Here is a 20,045-nt window from a genome sequence, read left to right on the forward strand (position 1 = left end):
TGCTGTTCGTGAAGCCCGTCGTGCGCTCGCCGCTTCGCGACCAGATCCGGCAGATCATCCTGGACGGCCTCATCGACGGCCGCTGGGGGCCCGGTGACCGCCTCGTCGAGCGCCGGCTCGCCACCGAGCTGGGCGTCAGCCAGGCCCCGGTGCGCGAGGCGCTGCGAGAGCTGGAGGCGCTGCGGCTGATCGAATCCTCCCCTAACCGGGGCTCGCGGGTGCGCAAGCTCACCGAGACGGATCTGCGCCAGGTCTACGAGGTGCGGGCGGGCCTGGAGGAGACGGCCGTACGCCTGCGCCGCCCGCCCGTGGCGGCCCTGCGGGTCCACGTCGCCGGCCTGCGCGCGGCGGCGACCGCCGACTCCCTGATCGACCAGGTGCGCCACGGTGTGGCCTTCCACCGCGAGATCGTCAGGGCCTCCGGCAACGACGTGCTGATGTCGGTGTGGGAGTCCCTCGGCGTCGAGGTGTGGACACACCTGGCGATCCGCCTGTTCCGGGCGCGGGCGGTGGAGCACGCGACCGGTCACGACTCCCTCGTGGCGGCGTTCGAACGCGACGACCCGCACGTGGGCGTGCTGCTACGCGAGCACGTCCTCGGCTACTCCTCGGCCCGGCACCTCCCGCCGCCGATCGACCTCCCGCCGCCGGGCACCGTAGTCTGAGCCCCGGGGCGACTCGGACGGAGGCGTGGGCGCAGATGAGCGAGGCCGATCCGCACATTCACGTCGACCGGAAGGTGATGGGGGCCGGCGCCGACTACCGCAACGTGATCGCGTCGACGCTGGGCGCCGTGCCCGACGCGCCGACCTCTGTCACCACCGGTTGCGGGCTCCAGGTGGCCTACGCGATGACCTCGTCCCGCCCGGAGAGCGTCACCTGCCTGCCCTGCCGGGAGCACGCGCGCCAGGAGCACCTGCGCTTCGCCGAACAGGTCGAACGCCTGGGCCGGATGCCCGGCGCGCCCGTCACCGGCGACGAGGTGGCCAAGGCCGCGCGATGGGCCCGGGACATCGCCGGCAGGTTCGCCGGCTGAGCGGCGGACGCGTGATGACGCCGAGATCGGGCCGGGCCATGATCGCTTGGTAGCCTGCTGCCGCCGAGAACACCCCAAGGCGGCAAGCGGGACGCCCTGGGGCTCGATCAGCCCGACGACAACAATCCCCACGGCGGGAATCGGACGACAGGAACAAGGCTTCCCATGCGCTTTCTGCGGCCCCATGCCGGCTTCGTGCTCATGTTCATCGCCTCGTTAGCCAGCTTCATCGCGGCCTTCTTCGTGGCGATCGCCGCGATCGACGGCTGCGGCCAGACATCGAGCCCGGCGTGCCAGTCCGAGGTCGCCGGCGCGCGAAACCTGGCCATCGTGATCGCGCTGGGCGGCCTCACCACCATGATCGGCGGTGTCGGCTTCCAGGTCGGCCGGGGTTCCGGGCCGGCCGCCATGCTCCCCCCACCTGGTTACGGCGCACCCGTCCACCAGCAGCCCCCACCCCCGATCCCCGGCCCCGGAGCGCCTTCACCGGGATATCCCGGACAGTGGCCCCCCGGTTCAGGATGAGCGGGCCGGGGAGTGGGCGCCTCCGACCAGCCCCGACCCGGAGACTCGCCTTCCGCGAGATGACCCCGGAAGACCTCGACGACATGGCGGCCCTGCTGGGCAGCCCCGAGGTCATGCGGTTCTACCCGAGGCCGAAAACGCGCGAGGAAGCCTCGGGCTGGATCGGCTGGAACGAACGGCTCTACCGCGAGCACGGCCACGGGCTGTGGCTGATCGAGCTCAGGGACACCGGCGAGTTCGTCGGCAACTGCGGCCTGACGCCACAGAACGTCGAGGGGACCGTGCACGTCGAGATCGGCTACCTGGTCCGGGCCGAGCTCCAGGGCCACGGATACGCCACCGAAGCCGCGGCCGCCTGCCGCGACTACGCGCGTGACGTCCTGCACCTGGATCGGCTCATCGCGATCATCCATCCCGGCAACGTGCCCTCTCAGCGCGTCGCGGAGAAGGTCGGGCTCCGGCTGGAACGTCTGGCGACCGTTCACGGGCTCCGGCGGAGGATCTACGCCGGGAGCATCTGATCCGGGCCTGAGCTCGGAGTCGGGCTCCTGGATCTACGTTGCGCGGGTTTTGGCGAGGGCTTAGTGATGTGCGGGCAAGTTTGGCGGAAGCAAGATCTGTCGCCGGTCATGCGCCCGTCCGGTTGGCGGTATATCCAGCTCTGAAACTGTTCGCGCCCGGGAGGCTTGGGTCGAACTCGCTCGAAGGGCGCCCGCTATGGCGACATACGGCTATCGCTGTCCGCATTGCCGAGAAATCGCGGTCACATGTCCGATCGGCACCGCACCCGCCTCGGTGCCGTGCCCGGACTGTGGCGCGGTCTCGGCCCGGGTGTTCTCGGCGCCGATGCTGGCGCGTACTCCGGCCGCCCTGGCGGCCCAGGTGCGGCGTGCGGAGCGCAGCGCCACCGAGCCCGAGGTCGTCACGGCCCGGCCACGGCGCCGCGCCGGGAGCGCGGTGGCCGCCCATCCCGCCACCGCTCGCCTGCCGCGCCCGTGACCGTCCCTGTGCCGAAAGGAACCCAGCCGTGCCAGAGCTGATCTTCCCGCTCGACTCGACCAAGAAGTTCACCGACCAGGCCAAGCTCGGTCACAACCGCTGGCATCCCGAGATCCCGCCGGTGGCCCGGGTCAAGCCGGGTGACAGTTTCCGGGTCCACTGCCGCGAGTGGTTCGACGGCGCGATCCGCAACGACGACTCCGCCGAGGACGTCCGTGACGCCCCGCTGACGACGGTGCACGTGCTCAGCGGCCCGTTCGCGATCGAGGGCGCCGAGCCGGGCGACCTGCTGATCGTCGACATCCTCGACGTCGGGCCCATCCCGCAGGAGGACAGCGGCCCGCTGGCCGGCCAGGGCTGGGGTTACACCGGGATCTTCCCCACCAGGAACGGCGGCGGGTTCCTCACCGAGCAGTTCCCCGACGCCTACAAGGCGATCTGGGACTTCTCCGGTCAGACCGCTACCTCCCGCCATATTCCCGCGGTGTCGTTCACCGGCATCACCCACCCCGGGCTCATGGGCACCGCGCCGTCGGCCGAGCTGCTGGCGAAATGGAACGCGCGGGAGGGCGCGCTGATCGCCACCGATCCGCAGCGGGTGCCGCCGCTGGCCCTGCCTCCCGAGCCGCGGGACGCCGTGCTCGGGTCGGTGCCCTCGTCCGAGTTCGACCGCGTCGCGGGCGAAGCCGCTCGTACCGCGCCGCCCCGGGAGAACGGCGGCAACCAGGACATCAAGAACCTCACCAAGGGCTCCCGCGTCTTCTACCCGGTGTTCGTCCCCGGCGCGAACCTGTCGGTCGGCGACCTGCACTTCTCCCAGGGCGACGGCGAGATCACCTTCTGCGGGGCCATCGAGATGGGCGGCTTCGTCGACCTGCACGTGGACCTCATCAAGGGCGGCATGGAGACGTACGGCGTCGGCGAGAACACCATCTTCATGCCGGGCCGCACCGCACCCCAGTACAGCGAGTGGCTCGCGTTCTCCGGGGTGTCGGTCACGCTGGACGGCGAGCAGCGCTACCTCGACTCGCAGCTGGCCTACCAGCGGGCCTGCCTGCACGCGATCGGCTACCTGTCGAAGTTCGGCTACAGCCCCGAGCAGGCGTACCTGTTGCTCGGCGCCGCGCCGATCGAGGGCCGGCTGTCGGGGGTGGTGGACATCCCGAACTCCTGCGCCACCGTCTACCTGCCGACCGCGATCTTCGACTTCGACGTCCGGCCCGGCGCGTCCGGCCCGGCCCGGGTGCCACCGGGCACCAGCGCGCCGCACGCCACCTTCGGCTGACGCGGGGCGGCTCTCACGGCGAGCAGGGTTGCCCCAGCGGGCCGAGCAACATCCGGCCACCGCGGTTCGGCAGTTCGAACAGCGCGTTGAGCAGCGGGGCGAGGCGCCGTAGCTCCTCCAGATGGGCGGCGCTCAGCAGGGACAGCTTGAGCCGGCCGGCTTCGGTGAGGGTCAGGCGCACCTCCCGGCGGTCCCCGGCCCTCACCCGGTTGCGCCTGATCAGGCCCAGCCGCTCCACCCGGTCGGCCAGCTGTACGGCGCTGTGGTGCCGGGTGCACAAATAACCGGCGAGCTCCCGGATGGTGGGACCGCGAGAGTCGGAATGGCCGCGAACCGCCAGCAGCAGCTGGTGCTGGGCAGCCGTGAGACCCACCTCGGCCGCGCGCTGCTCGCTCCACCACAGGAAGGCGCGGAGCCAGACGCGGAACGAGAGCAGGTTCGCGTAGTCCTGCTCTGTGAGCGCTTCAGACGGTCGCCCCATAACCAACAACCCCTCTTAACGTGATATTATCATACAAAGAGATACAAATCGGGCGGCCGAACGGGTCGGGAGCAAGACACGCCGCCGTCTGTCCACGGCCGTCGATCTCACAGCCTCAGGCACGCATGCTGGCGCATGCGCAAAGGTGGTGAAAGACATGGCTGGCGAGACCATGCGAATGCACCCCGACATCGCGGAACTGCGGGCGAAATACGAGCTCGCCGCAGAGACACCGATCGCCAAGGCGGTAGCCGGTCTTACGTTCCTGACCGGCCTTTACCTCGCGATCTCTCCGTGGGTCGTCGGGTTCAACGGATTCACAACCCTGACGGTGAACAACCTGATCGTCGGCATCGCCCTGGCGATGCTGGGCGCGGGGTTCGCCTCCGCCTCCGGGCGGACGCACGGCATCGTCTGGATCGCACCGCTGATCGGCGTATGGACGATCATCGCACCCTGGGTCGTCAGCGGAAACGTCGCCACGACCGGGACGATCTGGAGCAACGTGGTGACCGGCGCGGTCGCTGTGCTTCTCGGGCTCGCCGCGATGCTCGGCATGAACCGTCCGTTCGGCTCACCGATGCGCAGACGCTGACCCGTCGCGGGGCGAACCCGTCATGTGGCGGGAGCCGGCCCGGCCGGCTCCCGTCAGGCTGGTCAGGAGCGGCCCGCCGGCAGGTGGGCGGCGAGGACCTCGGCCAGGTGCACCGCCCGCCTGGAGCTGGTGTCGGCGATCTGCGTACGGCAGCTGAACCCGTCGGCCATGATCAGTGTGTCCGGGTCCGCCTCCCGGATGGCGGGCAGCAACTCGTGCTCCGCGCAGGCCAGGGAGACCTCCATGTGCCCGGCGGTGAAGCCGAAGTCACCGGCCAGGCCGCAGCACCCGCCCACCGTACGCAGCCGGACCCCGGCCCTGGTCAGCAGGTCCTGGTCGGCCTGGTGACCGAGGACGGCGTGCTGGTGACAGTGCGGCTGGCAGACGGCCTCGCGATCGATGCGCGGAGGCTGCCAGCCCTCGGTACGGGTGAGCAGTTCGGCCAGCGTGGTGCTCTGCTCGGCCAGGCGGGTGACGTCACGGTCGTGCGGGAGCAGGGCGGTGGCGTCGTCCCGGAAGACGGCGGTGCAGCTGGGTTCGAGGCCGACGATCGGGATGCCCTGCCGCAGCACGGGGGCGAGCGTACGCAGGGTGCGGCGCAGCACCCGCCTGGCGATGCCGAGCTGGCCGGTGGAGATCCAGGTGAGCCCGCAGCACAGGGTGCGGGGCGGGATGAGCACCCGGTAACCGGCCGCTTCGAGCACCTTGACCGCGGCGACCGCGATCCGCGGCGAGAGGTTGTCGGTGAAGGTGTCCGGCCAGAGCAGCACTCGGCCGCGCTCCCCGCTGCCGCGCGAGCCGCGGCGCCGGTAGGCGTCGCTGAAGCGGGCACGGGCGAAGGCGGGCAGGGTCCGGCCGGGTTCGATGCCGCCCAGCCGCTTGACCAGGCCGGCCAGGCCGGGCGCGTGCGTCAGCGCGTTGACGGCGCCGGGGGCGGCGGCCGCCAGCCGGGCCCAGAGCGGAAGCCAGCCCATGCTGTAGTGGGCGGCCGGCCGGGGCCGGTGCGCGTAGTGATGGGACAGGAATTCGGCCTTGTACGTGGCCATGTCCACGTTCATCGGGCAGTCGCTCTTGCAACCCTTGCAGGCCAGGCACAGATCGAGCGCGTCGTGCACGGCCCGCGAGTGCCAGCCGTCGGTGATCGTGGCGTCGGTGTGCCCGTTCAGCATCTCGAACAGCAGCCGGGCCCGCCCCCGCGTGGAGTGTTCCTCCTCGCCGGTGGCGCGGTAGGAGGGGCACATGACACCGCCGGTGTGGCTGCGACATTGCCCGACGCCCACGCAGCGCATCACCGCCCACTGGAAGCTGCCCTGGTCATCCGGGTAGCCGAAGGTCACCTCCGGCTCCGCGGGGGTCCAGTCGGCGCCCAGGCGCAGGTTCTCCGTCACCCCGTACGGTGCGACGATCTTGCCGGGGTTCATCCGGTTATCCGGGTCGAACACGGCTTTGACCTGGCCGAAGGCGGCGATGATGTCCGCCCCGAACATGACGGGCAGCAGCTCGCCACGCGACTGGCCGTCGCCGTGCTCGCCGGACAGGGAGCCGCCGCAGGAGACGACCAGGTCGGCGGCGCGGCGCAGGAAGGCGTGGAAGGCGGCGATGCCGTCGGCGGTGACCAGGTCGAAGGGGATGCGGGTGTGCACGCAGCCCTGGCCGAAGTGCCCGTACAGGGCGGCTTCGTCGTAGCCGAACTCGGAGAACAACCGGCGCAGGTCGCGCAGGTAGTCGGCGAGCCGTTCCGGCGGGACGGCGGAATCCTCCCAGCCTTCCCACGTGACGCGCATCTCCGGGACGCGGGCGGTGGCGCCCAGGCCGGCCTCGCGCATCTCCCACAGCTCGTGCTCGGTCCTCTCGTCGTCGAAGAAGGCCATCTGCGGCTCGTGATCGCTGCCGTGCAGCTCGTCCATGAGGGCCTCGGCCCGCCTCCTGGCCTCCTCCTTGCTGCCGCCGGTGAAGGAAACCATGAGCCAGCCGCCGCCCTCGGGCAGCTGGCCCAGGGCCTCGGGATGCATGTGCCGGCGGCGTTCGTAGCTGATCAGCTTGTCGTCCACGCCCTCCAGCTGGTGCGGGTGGTGGGCGGCGATGCGAAGCACCGCGCGGGCGGCGGTGAGGATGTCGTGGTAGCCGAGCAGGAGCAGGACCTCGGCCGCGGGCACCGGCACCAGGTTGAGCTCGGCGCGCAACACCGTGACCAGCGTGCCTTCCGAGCCGACCAGGGCTCCGGCCAGGTCGAAGGCGCCGCCGGGCAGCAACCGGTCGAGGTTGTAGCCGGAGACCCGGCGCGGGATGTCGGGGAAGCGGGCCCGGATCTGTTCGGCGTGCTCGACGGCGATCTCGCGCAGCTGCCGGTAGATGTCGGCGCGGCGGCCTCCTTCGGCGAGGATGCGCTCGTACTCCTCCTCGCTCGTAGGGCCGACCCACATGCGGGTGCCGTCGTAGGTGAGGATCTCCAGGCGGGCGACGTTCTCGGCGGTCTTGCCGTAGGCCTGGGCCGTCGAGCCGCAGGAGTTGTTGCCGATCATGCCGCCGATCGTGCACTGGGCGTGGGTGGACGGCTTCGGCCCGAACATCAGGCCGGTGGGGGCAAGCTGCCGGTTGAGCTCGTCCAGGACGATGCCCGGCTCGACCACGCACGTCCTGGCCCGCTCGTCGACCGACACCAGGCGCCGGCAGTATTTGGACCAGTCGATGATCACGGCGGTGTTGCAGGTCTGGCCGGCCAGGCTGGTGCCGCCGCCGCGCGAGGTGATCGGCGCCTGGTGCTCGCGGCACACGGCCACGGCCTCCACGGCGGCATCGATCGTACGCGGCACCACGACGCCGAGCGGGACCTGCCGGTAGTTGGAGCCGTCGGTCGAGTACGCGCCACGGCTACCGGGGTCGAACCGGACCTCGCCGTCCACCCGGGCCCGCAGATCTTCTTCCAGGTCGCGGATACGCACGTACGGCTGGGGTCCGCGGACCAGGACGGGGTCGGGAAGTCCCACGGCTCGTCCCATGATGATCACTTCCCCGGCTGGGAGATCGGGTGAAAGGCCATGTCAGCCGCCTTGCCCACCCCGTCGGCCGTAAACATCCGCCGCCCGCGGGCCACGCACGTGGCGCCGTCCGGGGGGCCGCGGCAGCCTCCGTTTGGACGATGACGGCCGGGTAGCAGATACCGCCTGCCGATCCGTGGGGCGGAAGGGGGCGAAGGGGTGCCGATCGACAAGGTCGCGGCAGCGGCCTACCACATCCCCACCGACCTCCCCGAAGGCGACGGGACGCTCGCGTGGCAGGCGACCACGATGGTCGTCGTCACGCTCACCGCCGACGGCCACACCGGCACCGGCTGGACGTACGCCCCGGCCGCCGCGGCCGCGCTGGTCACCGAACTGCTCGCCGACGTCGTGACCGGCTCCGACGCCGCCGACATCCCCGCCGCCTGGGCCGCGATGACCCGGCAGATCCGCAACGCCGGCCGGCCCGGCGTCGCCGGATACGCCCTCTCGGCCGTGGACGTGGCGCTCTGGGACCTCAAGGCCCGCCTGCTCGACGTGCCGCTGGTCCGCCTGTTCGGCGCGGCGCGTCCGCAGGTCCCGCTCTACGGCTCGGGCGGCTTCACCACCTACGACGACGACGCCACCACGGCACAACTCCGGCGATGGGTGCAGGACCAGGGCATCGGCCGGGTCAAGATCAAGATCGGCGAGTCGTACGGCACCGAGCCCGAGCGGGACCTGCACCGCGTGGCCCTGGCCCGGCGCGTCATCGGCGAGGCCGCCGAGCTCTACGTCGACGCCAACGGCGGCTACTCGGCCAAGCAGGCCGTCCGCCTGGGCGAGCGGATGCGCGAGCACCGCGTGACCTGGTTCGAGGAGCCCGTCTCCTCCGACGACCTGCCCGGCCTGCGCCTGGTGCGCGAGCACTGCGCGGCCGACGTGACGGCCGGCGAGTACGGCTGCGACCTGGCGTACTTCACCCGCATGTGCCAGGCCGGGGCCGTCGACTGCCTGCAGATCGACGCCACCCGGTGCGGCGGGTACACCGGCTGGTTCGCCGCCACCGCCGTCGCGGCCGGGCACAACCTCCAGGTCTCCGCCCACTGCGCGCCCAACCTGCACCTCCCGGCCGCCGCCGCGACCGTCAACCTGCGCCACATCGAGTGGTTCCATGACCACCAGCGCATCGAGGCCGACCTGTTCGACGGCGCCGCCGACCCGTCCGGCGGGCTGGCCCGGCCCCGCGCCGACTCCCCCGGCCACGGCCTGACCCTGCGCACCGCCGCCGCCGAACGCCACCGCGTGCGGTGAACGGGCATGACAGGTCGATCAAGGGCCATACCCGCAGGTCAGTGGCCTTCATGGAGCGGTGGTAGCCTTCCCCCATGACCCCGCAAGAGCTCGCCAATCTGGCACACCTGCGCCGGGCGCGGGATCTGATCGACCGTGAATACGCCCGCCCGCTCGACGTGCCGACGATGGCTCGCCACGCGCTCATGTCACCGGCGCACTTCTCCCGCCAGTTCCGGGCGGCCTACGGCGAGACGCCCTACAGCTACCTCATGACCCGCCGCATCGAACGCGCGATGGCGCTGCTGCGCGCCGGTGTCAGCGTGACCGACGCGTGCATGGAGGTCGGCTGTACGTCGCTCGGCTCGTTCAGCTCGCGATTCACCGAGCTGGTGGGTGAGACGCCGAGCGCCTACCGTGGCCGCGAGCACCGGGCCGAGGCTGCCATGCCTTCGTGCGTGGCCATGGTGCGCACCCGGCCGACCAGGAAAACTCCGAGCAGAAATGGAGAAGCAGGACGTAAGGCCGCCGCCTAGCGTTGACCGCATGTCCATCGCACTTCAGTTCTGCCACATCACCGTCAACAACGTGGACGAGGCGGTCGCCTTCTACGGCGACGCGCTCGGCCTGGAGGTCCGCAACGACGTCTCGTCCGGCGAGTTCCGCTGGGTCACCCTCGGCAGCCCGGACCAGCCGGGCGTCGAGATCGTCCTCTCCGAGCCGCACGCCGGCCGGTCCCAGGCCGACGGCGACACCCTCCAGGAACTGCTCACCAAGGGCGTCCTGCCGATGACCGTCTTCCGCACCGACGACCTCGACGCGACCTTCGAGAGGGTGCGGGCCTCCGGCGCGGAGGTGCTGCAGGAGCCCATCGACCAGCCCTGGGGACCGCGCGACTGCGCGTTCCGCGACCCCTCGGGCAACATGGTGCGAATCTCCCAGGAGCCGAAGGCGTAACCACCACGCTCCCGTCCGGCTGCCGCCCCTTCCACCGGCAACCTCGCGGGAAACCGGCGAATCATGGCCGGGCGGCGACCTCGTTCACTGCGCTACCAGATGGGGCCCGTACAGTTCCCCGTTTGGTCATGGCGCCGTCCGGCGTCGAGCGCTAGCGTGCCTTTTGGGGCAGGCTGCGTCGTTCGCCATGCCCGGCCGTGATGCCGAGACACGGTGAAGAGGTCGGTGGGATGCGCCAGGTCAGCGATGAAGGCGCCCATCAGCTGATCCACCAGGCGCTGCTCTACGACGGCGACCACGAGTGCCTGTCGGCCACCACCGATTTCTGCCTGGATGGCCTGGCCGCGGGTGACAAGGTCCTGGTCGTCGTCGCGGAGGCCAAGATCGCGCTGTTGCGCGAGAAGCTGGCGGAGCCGGCGTCCGAGGTGGAGTTCGTGGCGGCCAGGGAGTGGTATCGCGCGCCGGGACGTACGCTGGCCGCCCTCGACCGCCACATCGCGGCCCACAAGAGCAACCACGGCCGGGTACGGATCATCGGCGAACCCGTCTGGGACAGCCGTACCCAGCTGGAAGAGTGCGAGTGGATCCGCTGCGAGTCGGTGACCAACGCCGCGTTCGCGAGCAGGCCCGCCTGGTTCGTGTGCCTCTACGACCGGCGCACGTTGCCGGAGCACATCCTCACCGGCGCCGGGCGTACCCATCCCCACCTGCTCACCGGGTCCGGCGGGCGCGACAGCGACTCCTACGTCGATCCGGCCCTCTTCGCCTGCCCGGGCGACGAGTTTCCCCTGCCGCCCGCACCGGCGAACACCACCGTGATCGCCTTCGGCGCCGACCTGGGCCTGATGCGTCAGCGGCTGGTCGCCCACATCGCGGCCCTCGGCCTGCCCGGCGAGCGGGCCCAGGACATCTTGCTGGCGGTCAACGAGGTGGCGACCAACTCCGTGGAGCACGGCGCCGGGCACGGCCTCGTCACGTTGTGGACCTCCGGCACCACCCTGGTGTGCGACATCGTGGACTCCGGACGGATGACCGTACCTCTTCCCGGGTTCCTGCCACCCGCTCTGACCGCCGGGCACGGGCATGGGCTGTGGATAGCGCGCCAGTTGTGCGAGCTGGTCCAGGTTCGCGCCGACCCGGACGGCACCCAGATCCGCCTCCACCTTGCCATGACGTGACGGCCCCCGCGTAGCGGGCGAACGCGCCCGACACCGGGAAGAGGGCCGCCATAGTGGCGCTGACCTGCGGATTCGCCTATCTTGAGAGGCGGAGGGGAGTACTTCCCAAGAGCCGGTCCGGTCAGTACGGACGTGACTTCGTCCCCGGACGGCCGCCAGTGCGGCGAAGGAGACCTCGAACGGCTTGATCGCCACGTTCGAGGAGGTTCCATGCCGCTGGAGACCATCGGCTCGCCCCACCTGTGGTCGATCACCGTCGCCTGTCTCGCGCTGCTGCTGGGCGTGGACTTCCTCCTGACGCGCCGCCCGCACGAGGTACGGATGCGCGAGGCCGTGAGCTGGTCGGTCTTCTACCTGGCGCTTCCGCTGCTCTTCGGCGTCTACCTGTGGCGCGCGTTCGGGACCAGGGTGGCGGTGGAGTTCTACACCGGATACGTCGTCGAGAAGTCGTTGTCCGTGGACAACCTCTTCGTGTTCCTGCTGCTGCTCTCCGCGTTCGCGGTGCCACGCGAGCTGGCCCAGCGGGTGTTGCTGTACGGCATCATCGGGGCCCTGGCGCTGCGGGCGGTGTTCATCGCCCTGGGCGCCGCCGTGCTGCAGAGCGGCACCTGGGCGTTCCTGCTGTTCGGCGGGATCCTGATCGTCACCGCGTGGCGGATCCTCAGGAGCGCGCTGAGCGGCCACGAGCAGGAGGTGGACATTTCCTCCATGCGTACGATCCGGCTGCTGCGGCGGGTCATGCCGGTCACCGAGGACTATCGGGGCTCCCGTCTGGTGGTCCGAGAGGGCGGCCGGCGTGCCCTGACCCCGCTGGCGCTGGCCATCGTGGCGATTTTCGCCACCGACATCGTCTTCGCGGTCGACTCGGTGCCGGCCGTGTACGGCGTGACAGAAGACCCCTTCCTCGTCTTCGCCACCAACGCGTTCGCCCTGCTCGGCCTGCGGGCTCTGTACTTCGTGCTGTCGGACGTCCTGGGGAAGTTGCGGCACCTGAACCACGGGCTCGCCCTCATCCTGGGCTTCATCGGGCTCAAACTCGTCCTGCACTGGGCCCACGGCATCTGGCCGGCGGTCCCGGAGATCCCCACTTTGATCTCGCTCGGGGCCATCATCGCGGTCCTGACGGTCGTCACGATCACGAGCATGCAAGCCAACCGCCGCCAGGCCCGCCGAACCGCCCCCTCAGGCTCAGACGGCTGACTCCCCTGACCGATCAGCGTCACAGTTGTCGTCGTGGTAGAGGGCCGTCAGGAGGGGGCGGGTGAGGGCGGCCATCTCGGCGGGCGAGCGGGGGCAGCCGCGCTCCAGCCAGTCGGTGGCCACGCCGATGAGTGCTCCCGCCGTGAACGCGGCGGGCACGTCGTGCGGGGTGTGCGCCGTGTAGTCGACCGGGGCCACGGCCTGGTCGTCCGTGGTGGCACACCGGGCGCCGACGTAACCCGCCACGGTGGCGCGGCGGCGCACGTGGTCGATGACCCGCGCGCTTCCCTGGGGCCCGAGCACGCTGCGGTAGAGGCGGGCGTGCTCGGCGAGGTGGGCGAAGAAGGTCCGCAGCGTGTCGGTGGCGGTGTCCGGGCCGTCCTTGCTGCCAGGGTGGGGAATGGCCTCGATCAGGTCGTCGATCATCGCGGTGCACGCCGCCTCGGCCAGCTCGTGCACGTCGTGGTAGTGGTCGTAGAACGTGGAACGGCTCACCCCGGCGTGCTCGACGACATCGGCGACGCTGATCCGGGACAGATCGTGGTCCTGGACGAGGTCGATCAGCGCGCTGCGCAGGGCCGCCTGCGTGCGGCGCACCCGCGGGTCGCTCAGCTCGCCGTTTCTCTCCCTGGTGAGTGCCACACCTCAGTGTACTGTTTCCTACAGGTGTCGGTTAGCCTACACATGTAGGGAACTTGCCTGCTGATTGGGGAATCGTGACCACTGAGTCCGCTGAGACGCTCCAGATCGCCCGCACTTGTCCGTACGCTCCGCCAGAGCAGCACCTTCGCCTCCTGCGCGAGCAGCCGGTCACCAAGGTCGCACTGCCCGGCGGTTCGGAGGCCTGGGTCGCCGCCCGCTATCAGGACATCCGTACGGTGCTGAGCGACCCGCGCTTCAGCGCCAACCGCCGCCTCCCCAGCAGTCCCAGGCTGAACGGCGAGGTGATCCCGGGCGACTCGCCGCTGCCCAAGATGATGCTGGAGATGGACCCGCCCGAGCACGGCCCGGTCCGTCGCGCCGTGGTCGGGGAGTTCACCGTCAGGCGCATGGCGGCGCTGCGCCCGCGCATCCAGCAGATCGTGGACGAGCACCTCGACGCCATGCTCGACGGCCCGCGCCCGGTGGACCTGGTGCGGGCGCTGGCCCTCCCGGTCCCCTCGCTGGTGATCTGCGAGCTGCTCGGCGTGCCGTACGAGGATCACGACTTCTTCCAGGCGAACTCCGCGCAGTTGCTCGACCACCAGATCACGCCGCAGGAGAGGCAGCACGCCTCCCTGGAGATCGCGATCTACCTGGACAAGCTGATCACGGCCAAGGAGGAGGACCCCACCGACGACCTGCTCGGCCGCCAGGTGATCAAGCAGCGCGAGAGCGGTGAGGTGGACCACGCCTCGCTGCTCAGCCTGGCGTTCCTGCTGCTGATCGCCGGGCACGAGACCACGGCGAACATGATCTCGCTGGGCACGTACATGCTGCTGGAGCATCCCGAGGCGCTCGACGCGCTGCGCGCGGACCCGGCCAAGGCGCCGGGCGCCGTGGAGGAGCTGCTGCGGCACTTCACCATCGCCGAGTTCGCGATCGCGCGGGTGGCCATGGAGGACGTGGAGCTCGGCGGGACGGTGATCCCCGCGGGTTCGGGCGTGCTCACGCTGGCCAACGCGGGCAACCGCGACCCGGAGGTGTTCGAGGACGCCGAGACGTTCGACATCGAGCGCGACGCCCGCAGCCACCTGGCCTTCGGCTTCGGCCCCCACCAGTGCCTGGGCCAGAGCCTGGCCCGCGTGGAGCTGGAGATCGTCTTCAACAGCCTGTTCCAGCGGATCCCCGGCCTGCGGCTGGCGGTCCCCGCCGAGCAGCTGACGTTCAAGGACCACTCCACCGTCTACGGGATGCACGAGCTGCCTGTCACCTGGTGACCTGACCCGGTCGAACGGCTCCGGCGCGGCACACGGCAGGGGTACGGCGCCAGCCGCCGTACCCCTGACCGGTCAGGTGAACGCCGGCATGATCTGGTCGTGGATCAGCCGGAGCTGGGTGTCCACGGTGGCCACCTCCGGCAGCTCCCGCCCCATGAACTGCTTGACCAGCGTCGCGTCGGTAATGGCCAGGATCATGTGGTTGACGCCCGACGGTTCGATCTCGCGCCTGATCTTGGCCACGCACTCCTCCGGCGTACCGGCGATGGACAGCCGCTCCCCCAGCTCGGGCGTGGTCAGCTCGATCGCCCTGGCGAGGTCGCCGGCGCCGAGGGCGTCGACGATCGGCTTCATCGCGCTCGGGTCGACGCCGTTGCGTTCGAGCTGCTCGGCGGGCATGGAGGAGGCGTACAGGCCGACCATGCTGCGGGCGGCCTCCTTCGCCACGGCCGAGTCCGGGCCGGTGGCGAAGACGACCCAGGCGCCGATGTCCATCGACGCGGGGTCCTTGCCCGCCTTCTCCGCGCCGGCCCGGAAGTGCTGGACCAGGTAGTCGTAGGCCTCGCGGGTGTAGCTGAGCGCGTGGTGCACGCCGTCGGAGTGCTCGCCGGCCGCCCGGAAGGAGCGCGGGCCGCGCATCGCGCCGAGTTTGACCGGCACACGCTCCTGCACCGGGCGGGCGAAGGTGAACAGGCCGCTGTACTTGAAGAACTCGCCGTCGTAGGTGATCGTGCCCTCGTCCAGCAGTGTGCGCACCACGTGCGCCGCCTCCTTCACGCGCGACAGCGGCCTGGTGACCGTCCAGTCGATGTTGTACTGGGCGAGCAGCCCGAAGTTGCCGCTGGACAGCACCACCTCGGCCCGACCGTCGCTGAGCTCGTCGAGCGTGGCCGCCGCCTGGGCGATCAGGGTAGGTTCGCGCAGCACCACGGACGACACGCTGGGCCCGAACCGGATCCGGGACGTCTGCTGCGCCGCGGCGGCGAACAGCAGCCACAGGTCCTTGTGCCAGGTCTCGTCGGCCGCGTAGCAGGCGTGGAAGCCGAGCTCGTCGGCCAGCCGGATGGACGCCAGCGACTCCCGCAGCGGGTAGTCGGGCAGCATCACGTAACTGAACTTCATCGTGTGACCTCCTGAGGGATGGCGTCACCCGAAGGGGCGTCGCCTTTGTCGTACGGCCTGGCGACCAGCAGGTAGACCAGCCCGGCGGCGACCACCACCAGCCCGGACAGGGCCACCAGGTAGTTGTCGTACCAGGGGGCGCCGGGCGTTCTCGGCCAGGCCATGTTGGCGATGGCGAGCACTCCGTAGGCCAGCGCGGCCACGTTCACGGCGAGCCCCGCGCGGCCCAGCGTGAACGGCCCGGCCGGGCGCCAGCCGCGCACCCGGGCCCGCAACGCCGCCAGGACCACCATCTGGAAGCCCAGGTAGATGCCGAGCACCGCGAATGAAATGATCTTGACGAGGGCGTCCTCCGACACGATGGAGCCCAGCACGACCAGCGCGGGCACGACGGCGGCGACCAGGAGCGCGTTCGGCGGGATACGCCTGACCGGGGAGAACCGCCGGAACGCGCGGCTGCCCGCGATCATGTCGTCGCGGGCGTAGGAGTAGAGCAGCCGGCTCGCCGCCGCCTGCAGGCTGAGCGCGCACGACAGGAACGACAGCAGCACCACGCCGAGCACGACCTTGAGGCCGGTGGCGCCGAACGCGGTGGTCAGGACGTTCGTGACGGGGTCGGCGTCCGTGCCGGAGACGACGGCGGCGAAGTCGGGAACGGCGAGTAACAGCGCGAGGCAGACGAACGTCGCGGCGGCACCGCCCACGTAGATGGTCATGCGCATGGCCTTGGGGATGCGCCGGGTCGGGTCGGGCACCTCCTCGGCCACGTCACCACACGCCTCGAACCCGTAATACTGAAATATCCCGATAAGCCCGGCGGCCAGGAAAGCGGTGAAATATCCGGACCCCGACCCCGCGCCGAATGAGTCGAACAGCACCCCGAGCCCGTGGTGCCGCTGGGTGAACAGCAGCCACCCGCCCACGGCCAGCGCCCCGACCAGCTCGGCGGCGAACCCGACGATCGCCGCCACCGCCAGCACCCGCGTCCCGGCCAGGTTGACGGCCAGCGCCACGGCCAGAATGACCAGCGCGCACAGGACCGTGTTCCCCGCGCCGGCCTCGATCCCGAGGAACGCCGCCAGGTACGGCCCCGCCCCGTACGCCACGCTCGCGATCGTCACCAGCAGCGCGACCAGGTACACCCAGCCCGCCATCCAGGCCCACCGCCGCCCCCACAGCCGCCTGGCCCAGGGGTAGATGCCGCCGGTCAGCGGATACTGCGAGACGATCTCACCGAAGACCAGCGCCACCAGGAACTGCCCGGCGCCCACGATGAGCAGGCTCCAGATCATCGGCGGGCCGCCGACGGCCAGCGACGAGGCGAACAACGTGTAGATCCCGACCACGGGAGACAGGTACGTGAAGCCGAGCGAGAAGTTGGCCCACAAGCTCATGTCCCTGCGGAACTCGGAGCTGTAACCGAGGTCGGCCAGCCGGGCGTCGTCCGTCCGGCTCGGCGGGGCGTCGCCCGGCGGGGGGTCACTCGTCGAGGTCATGGAGGAGCTCCTCGCCGGAGAGCACCTTGTCCGCGAAGTGCCGGTGCATCCAGGCCAGGTGGTCGGCCCGGGACCGGACCAGGCGCAGCGTGTCCCAGTTGGGGAAGTCCTGCTGCGTCACGTGGTCGGTCATGAGGGCGGGCTCGACCTCGAAGACGTGCTCGAACCGGGTGATCGCCACGTCCGTCACCCGCCGGGCCGGTGGAGGCGACATCTCATCCTGATAGCGATATTTCACGATTTCTCCGCATATGCCTGATCGAGCAGGTACTTTCCGGGGTTCATGATGTTGTTCGGGTCGATGGCCCGTTTGATGGCGAGCATCACGTCGTACCCGCCGCCGAGCTCCTCGGGCACCAGGTCCACCTCGCCCGCGCGGCAGGAGCCGTGGCAGGCGCTGATCGAGCCGCCGTGGGCCAGCGTCACGGCGGCGAGGTCGCGCTTGGCCCGTACCCATGCCTCCCAGGCGGCGTCGTCGAGCCGCTGCTCCCAGATGCCGATGTCGATCTCGGTGAGGTAGTCGGCGCCGGTCGCGCCGTTGGTGTAGGCGAACATGCCCCAGTCGTCGAACACGTCGCTCTCGCGCCTGAGCCGGTCGGCGATCTCGTGCCAGGCCAGCCGTACGGCGGGCAGGTTCGTGTAGTTGATCGAGGCGTCCTCGCAGTGCCAGCTCATCGGCACGACCTGGCCCGACCGCGTACGACCGTGCAGCGGCGTGGCGTACCTGTCGTGCCTGGCCGCCCAGTCGCCCTCGGAGATCTCGTCACCCAGGTAACGGGCGCCGAGCGAGCGGGCGATGCGCAGCAGCCGCCTGCCGCCGGCCCTGACCTCGTCCTCGTAGCCGTACAGCGCGGCGCACACCAGCGCCTTCACCGACGACGGCTGCGGGATGTAGGCCTCGTCGTCGCGCCGCAGATAGTCGACCTTCCACTCGTCGAACAGCACCGCCCCGGCGAACGTGGCCACGCCCGCCCGCGCCAGCGCCCCGACCGCGCGGTAGGCACTGTCGTAGTCCTCGAACGCCCAGAACGGCGAGAACTCCGCCTCCGGCTTCGGGAACAGCTTCAGCGTCGCCTCGGAGGCGATGCCGAGCGTGCCCTGGTGGCCCATGAACAGGTGCTTGAGCTGGTAGCCGCTGGAGCTCTTGGTGATCTTCCGCCCGATGCCGTCGCCGACGTGGATGACCCGGCCGCCCGGCAGCACGTGGTCGAAGCTGAGCACCAGGTCGCGGGTGTGGCCGTAGCGGGAGCCGATCAGCGACCAGCCGCTGGTGCCGATCCGGCCGCCGACCAGCGAGCACGGGTAGGACGCCGGATCGTCCGGATAGATCAGTCCGTGCCGGCCGAGGACCTCGTTGAGTTTGAGCGCGTTGATGCCGGTGCCGACCGTACAGGTGCGGTTGTCGAGGTCGATCTCCTTGATCTGGTTGATCCGCTTGACGTCCACGACGATGCCGCCGCGCAGCGGCACCGCGCCGTCGGTCAGCCCCGTGCCGCCGTCGCGCGGCACGACCGGGATGCGCAGGCTGTCGGCCAGCCTGAGCACCTCCGCGACCTCCTCGGTGGAGGCCGGCAGCACGACCAGGTCCGGCATGCGCTCGGCCCACCGGTGCACGGGGAACGGCGCGGGCACGCGCGTCCGGTTGAGCCGGTCGGCCCGGCCGGTCAGCACGTGCTCGGGGCCGAGGATCTGCCTCAGCTCCGCCAGTACGGGGTCGCCGAGCAGGACCGTCATGGGGCCACCCCCAGCGACTCGGCCAGCAGTTCGTGCAGGTCCACGACGTCGATCGAGCGGGCCCGGCCGGCCTCCGACAGCGGCCGCTCCGACCACGGGCAGGCGCTGACCAGAGTGTCCACGCCCAGCTCCGCGGCCTTCCCGACGCGCTGCTCGCTGATCCGCGCGGTCAGCTCCGGCTTCTCGACCGGCAGCCCGCCGCCCGCGCCCGAGCAGTACGACCACTGCGTCACCCGGTCCACGTCGTGGAAGGTCAGCCCGGGGATCGCCCGCAGGATCTCCCGCGGCTCCCGCCAGACGCCCTTGCGCTTGTTGAGCCGGCACGGGTCGTGGTAAGTCACCGTACGCTCGACCGGGACGTGCGGCGTCAGCCTGCCCTCCCTGATGAGCTCCGCCAGCAACTCCACGACCAGCACGATCTCGATGTCGTAGGCGTCGCCGAAGTAGGCCGGATAGTCCTCCGTGAACGTGACGTAGTCGTGCGGGTCGAGCACCAGCACCCGGCGCACCCCGCCCGCCCGCCAGTCGTCCAGGTTGTGCCGGGCGAACCGGCGCGCCTGCTCCTCGTAGCCCATCTCGGCCGCCGGGCCGCCGCAGCACCACTGCTCGTGCATCAGCCCGAACTTGTAACCGGCGAGGTTCAGGATCCGGGCCACGGCGCGCGGCACGGACGTGCGGTGGAAGGCCGCCTCGCAGTCGACGAACAGGATGGTCTCGCCGCCGATCGGCAGGTCCAGCCCGGCGGCCCAGTCGCGCACCCGTGCCTGGTCGACCGGGGTGCCGTTCAGCACCGGCTCGTGTCCGCGCTCGTCGGTGAGCAGGTTCCAGCGCTGCCAGGCCGGCTGGTGCACGCCCTGCCTGACGGCCAGCCCGCGTACGGCCTTGACCAGGTCGACCGTACGCGTGCGGAAGCGGTAGAAGTCGCCGGTGAACAGCGAGTTGGGGCAGCGCAGCTCGCAGGCGCCGCATCCGGTGCAGTTGACGTAGTCGGCCGCGACGTCCGCGATCTCCAGCTCGCCCTGCTCCATCGCGACGACGTTGGCGTGGAAGGCGGTGGGACTCCAGGACTCGTTCCGCGTGACCTGCGTGACCGGGCAGACCTCGCGGCAGAACTTGTGGCCCGAGGAGAAACAGTTGTAGGCGGCGTTCCGCCACTCCTCGGCGAACCTCTTCTCCGGCGTCGTCTCCGGCCTCTTCTCGGGATCCGGCATGGGGCCTCCCTGGGGGGCGGGTTGAGATTGAAACTA

21 protein-coding genes are annotated in these 20,045 nt (G+C 70.6%); 12 read left to right on the top strand and 9 right to left on the bottom strand.

Annotated features, from left to right (window positions below; all coding sequences use genetic code 11):
- The first annotated feature begins 8 nt into the window (after positions 1-8).
- Positions 9-665 carry a GntR family transcriptional regulator gene (locus BLS95_RS39930; protein ID WP_245765569.1) on the top strand — a complete coding sequence of 219 codons (657 nt, stop codon included), beginning with the start codon at positions 9-11 and terminating at the stop codon, positions 663-665.
- A 35-nt stretch (positions 666-700) separates the two neighbouring features.
- Positions 701-1,036, top strand: a complete 336-nt coding sequence (locus BLS95_RS39935) for a hypothetical protein (RefSeq protein ID WP_090944233.1) — start codon at positions 701-703, stop codon at positions 1,034-1,036.
- A 107-nt stretch (positions 1,037-1,143) separates the two neighbouring features.
- On the opposite strand, the gene BLS95_RS54785 is transcribed toward BLS95_RS39935, so the two are convergent.
- The gene (locus tag BLS95_RS54785) at positions 1,144-1,446 is read right to left on the bottom strand and encodes a hypothetical protein (RefSeq protein WP_143044060.1); all 303 of its coding nucleotides are present in this window, start codon (positions 1,444-1,446) and stop codon (positions 1,144-1,146) included.
- Between the two features lie 111 nt (positions 1,447-1,557).
- Here BLS95_RS54785 and BLS95_RS39945 point away from each other — a divergent pair, with 111 nt between their 5' ends.
- The 3 genes from BLS95_RS39945 to fmdA all read left to right on the top strand — a co-directional run bounded on the left by BLS95_RS39945 (position 1,558) and on the right by fmdA (position 3,845).
- Positions 1,558-2,082: a GNAT family N-acetyltransferase gene (locus BLS95_RS39945; protein ID WP_090944356.1), complete on the top strand. Its 525-nt coding sequence runs from the start codon at positions 1,558-1,560 to the stop codon at positions 2,080-2,082.
- Positions 2,083-2,407: 325 nt separating this feature from the next.
- Positions 2,408-2,560, top strand: coding sequence for a hypothetical protein (locus BLS95_RS56195; protein WP_176993629.1), 153 nt, complete (start codon positions 2,408-2,410; stop codon positions 2,558-2,560).
- Positions 2,561-2,588: 28 nt separating this feature from the next.
- Positions 2,589-3,845 (top strand): formamidase, encoded by a 1,257-nt coding sequence (gene fmdA, locus BLS95_RS39950; RefSeq protein WP_090944239.1) that lies wholly within the window; start codon positions 2,589-2,591, stop codon positions 3,843-3,845.
- 13 nt (positions 3,846-3,858) lie between these two features.
- Here the strand turns inward: fmdA and BLS95_RS39955 are convergent, their stop codons facing one another.
- Positions 3,859-4,326 carry a MarR family winged helix-turn-helix transcriptional regulator gene (locus BLS95_RS39955; RefSeq protein ID WP_143044061.1) on the bottom strand — a complete coding sequence of 156 codons (468 nt, stop codon included), beginning with the start codon at positions 4,324-4,326 and terminating at the stop codon, positions 3,859-3,861.
- 157 nt (positions 4,327-4,483) lie between these two features.
- Here BLS95_RS39955 and BLS95_RS39960 point away from each other — a divergent pair, with 157 nt between their 5' ends.
- Entirely contained in the window at positions 4,484-4,921 is a 438-nt protein-coding gene (locus tag BLS95_RS39960) for an SPW repeat protein (RefSeq protein WP_090944241.1), read from the top strand.
- A gap of 62 nt (positions 4,922-4,983) precedes the next feature.
- On the opposite strand, the gene BLS95_RS39965 is transcribed toward BLS95_RS39960, so the two are convergent.
- Positions 4,984-7,920 (bottom strand): FAD-binding and (Fe-S)-binding domain-containing protein, encoded by a 2,937-nt coding sequence (locus tag BLS95_RS39965; protein WP_090944359.1) that lies wholly within the window; start codon positions 7,918-7,920, stop codon positions 4,984-4,986.
- Between the two features lie 198 nt (positions 7,921-8,118).
- On the opposite strand from BLS95_RS39965, the gene BLS95_RS39970 reads away from it, so the two are divergent.
- The 5 genes from BLS95_RS39970 (at position 8,119) to BLS95_RS39990 (ending at position 12,527) form a co-directional block, all read left to right on the top strand.
- Entirely contained in the window at positions 8,119-9,213 is a 1,095-nt protein-coding gene (locus BLS95_RS39970) for an enolase C-terminal domain-like protein (RefSeq protein WP_245765570.1), read from the top strand.
- Between the two features lie 74 nt (positions 9,214-9,287).
- Positions 9,288-9,728 (top strand): helix-turn-helix transcriptional regulator, encoded by a 441-nt coding sequence (locus BLS95_RS39975; RefSeq protein ID WP_090944246.1) that lies wholly within the window; start codon positions 9,288-9,290, stop codon positions 9,726-9,728.
- Positions 9,729-9,738: 10 nt separating this feature from the next.
- Positions 9,739-10,149 carry a VOC family protein gene (locus tag BLS95_RS39980; RefSeq protein WP_090944249.1) on the top strand — a complete coding sequence of 137 codons (411 nt, stop codon included), beginning with the start codon at positions 9,739-9,741 and terminating at the stop codon, positions 10,147-10,149.
- A 230-nt stretch (positions 10,150-10,379) separates the two neighbouring features.
- The gene (locus BLS95_RS39985) at positions 10,380-11,327 is read left to right on the top strand and encodes a sensor histidine kinase (protein WP_176993630.1); all 948 of its coding nucleotides are present in this window, start codon (positions 10,380-10,382) and stop codon (positions 11,325-11,327) included.
- Positions 11,328-11,537: 210 nt separating this feature from the next.
- On the top strand, positions 11,538-12,527 hold the full coding sequence (locus BLS95_RS39990) for a TerC/Alx family metal homeostasis membrane protein (RefSeq protein WP_090944255.1): 990 nt from the start codon (positions 11,538-11,540) through the stop codon (positions 12,525-12,527).
- Here the strand turns inward: BLS95_RS39990 and BLS95_RS39995 are convergent.
- Positions 12,516-13,169 (bottom strand): TetR/AcrR family transcriptional regulator, encoded by a 654-nt coding sequence (locus BLS95_RS39995; RefSeq protein WP_245765571.1) that lies wholly within the window; start codon positions 13,167-13,169, stop codon positions 12,516-12,518. The genes BLS95_RS39990 and BLS95_RS39995 overlap by 12 nt on opposite strands.
- A 74-nt stretch (positions 13,170-13,243) precedes the next feature.
- Between BLS95_RS39995 and BLS95_RS40000 the strand changes: the two genes are divergently transcribed.
- Positions 13,244-14,446 carry a cytochrome P450 gene (locus tag BLS95_RS40000; RefSeq protein WP_090944258.1) on the top strand — a complete coding sequence of 401 codons (1,203 nt, stop codon included), beginning with the start codon at positions 13,244-13,246 and terminating at the stop codon, positions 14,444-14,446.
- A 72-nt stretch (positions 14,447-14,518) separates the two neighbouring features.
- Here the strand turns inward: BLS95_RS40000 and BLS95_RS40005 are convergent, their stop codons facing one another.
- The 5 genes from BLS95_RS40005 to BLS95_RS40025 are packed head-to-tail and all read right to left on the bottom strand — an operon-like array spanning position 14,519 to position 20,009.
- A complete protein-coding gene (locus BLS95_RS40005) occupies positions 14,519-15,568 on the bottom strand; it encodes an LLM class flavin-dependent oxidoreductase (protein WP_090944262.1) in 1,050 nt (349 codons plus the stop codon).
- Positions 15,565-17,064, bottom strand: coding sequence for an APC family permease (locus tag BLS95_RS40010; RefSeq protein WP_090944265.1), 1,500 nt, complete (start codon positions 17,062-17,064; stop codon positions 15,565-15,567). The genes BLS95_RS40005 and BLS95_RS40010 overlap by 4 nt, the downstream gene beginning before the upstream one ends.
- Positions 17,048-17,302 (bottom strand): hypothetical protein, encoded by a 255-nt coding sequence (locus BLS95_RS40015; protein WP_245765572.1) that lies wholly within the window; start codon positions 17,300-17,302, stop codon positions 17,048-17,050. Before BLS95_RS40015 ends, BLS95_RS40010 begins: the two co-directional genes overlap by 17 nt.
- The gene (locus BLS95_RS40020) at positions 17,299-18,798 is read right to left on the bottom strand and encodes an FAD-binding oxidoreductase (RefSeq protein ID WP_090944269.1); all 1,500 of its coding nucleotides are present in this window, start codon (positions 18,796-18,798) and stop codon (positions 17,299-17,301) included. The genes BLS95_RS40015 and BLS95_RS40020 overlap by 4 nt, the downstream gene beginning before the upstream one ends.
- Positions 18,795-20,009 (bottom strand): (Fe-S)-binding protein, encoded by a 1,215-nt coding sequence (locus BLS95_RS40025; RefSeq protein WP_090944272.1) that lies wholly within the window; start codon positions 20,007-20,009, stop codon positions 18,795-18,797. Before BLS95_RS40025 ends, BLS95_RS40020 begins: the two co-directional genes overlap by 4 nt.
- Between the last annotated feature and the right edge of the window lie 36 nt (positions 20,010-20,045).

Origin of the sequence: Nonomuraea jiangxiensis (assembly GCF_900099965.1) — a bacterium.
In the GTDB taxonomy this organism is placed as follows: domain Bacteria; phylum Actinomycetota; class Actinomycetes; order Streptosporangiales; family Streptosporangiaceae; genus Nonomuraea; species Nonomuraea jiangxiensis.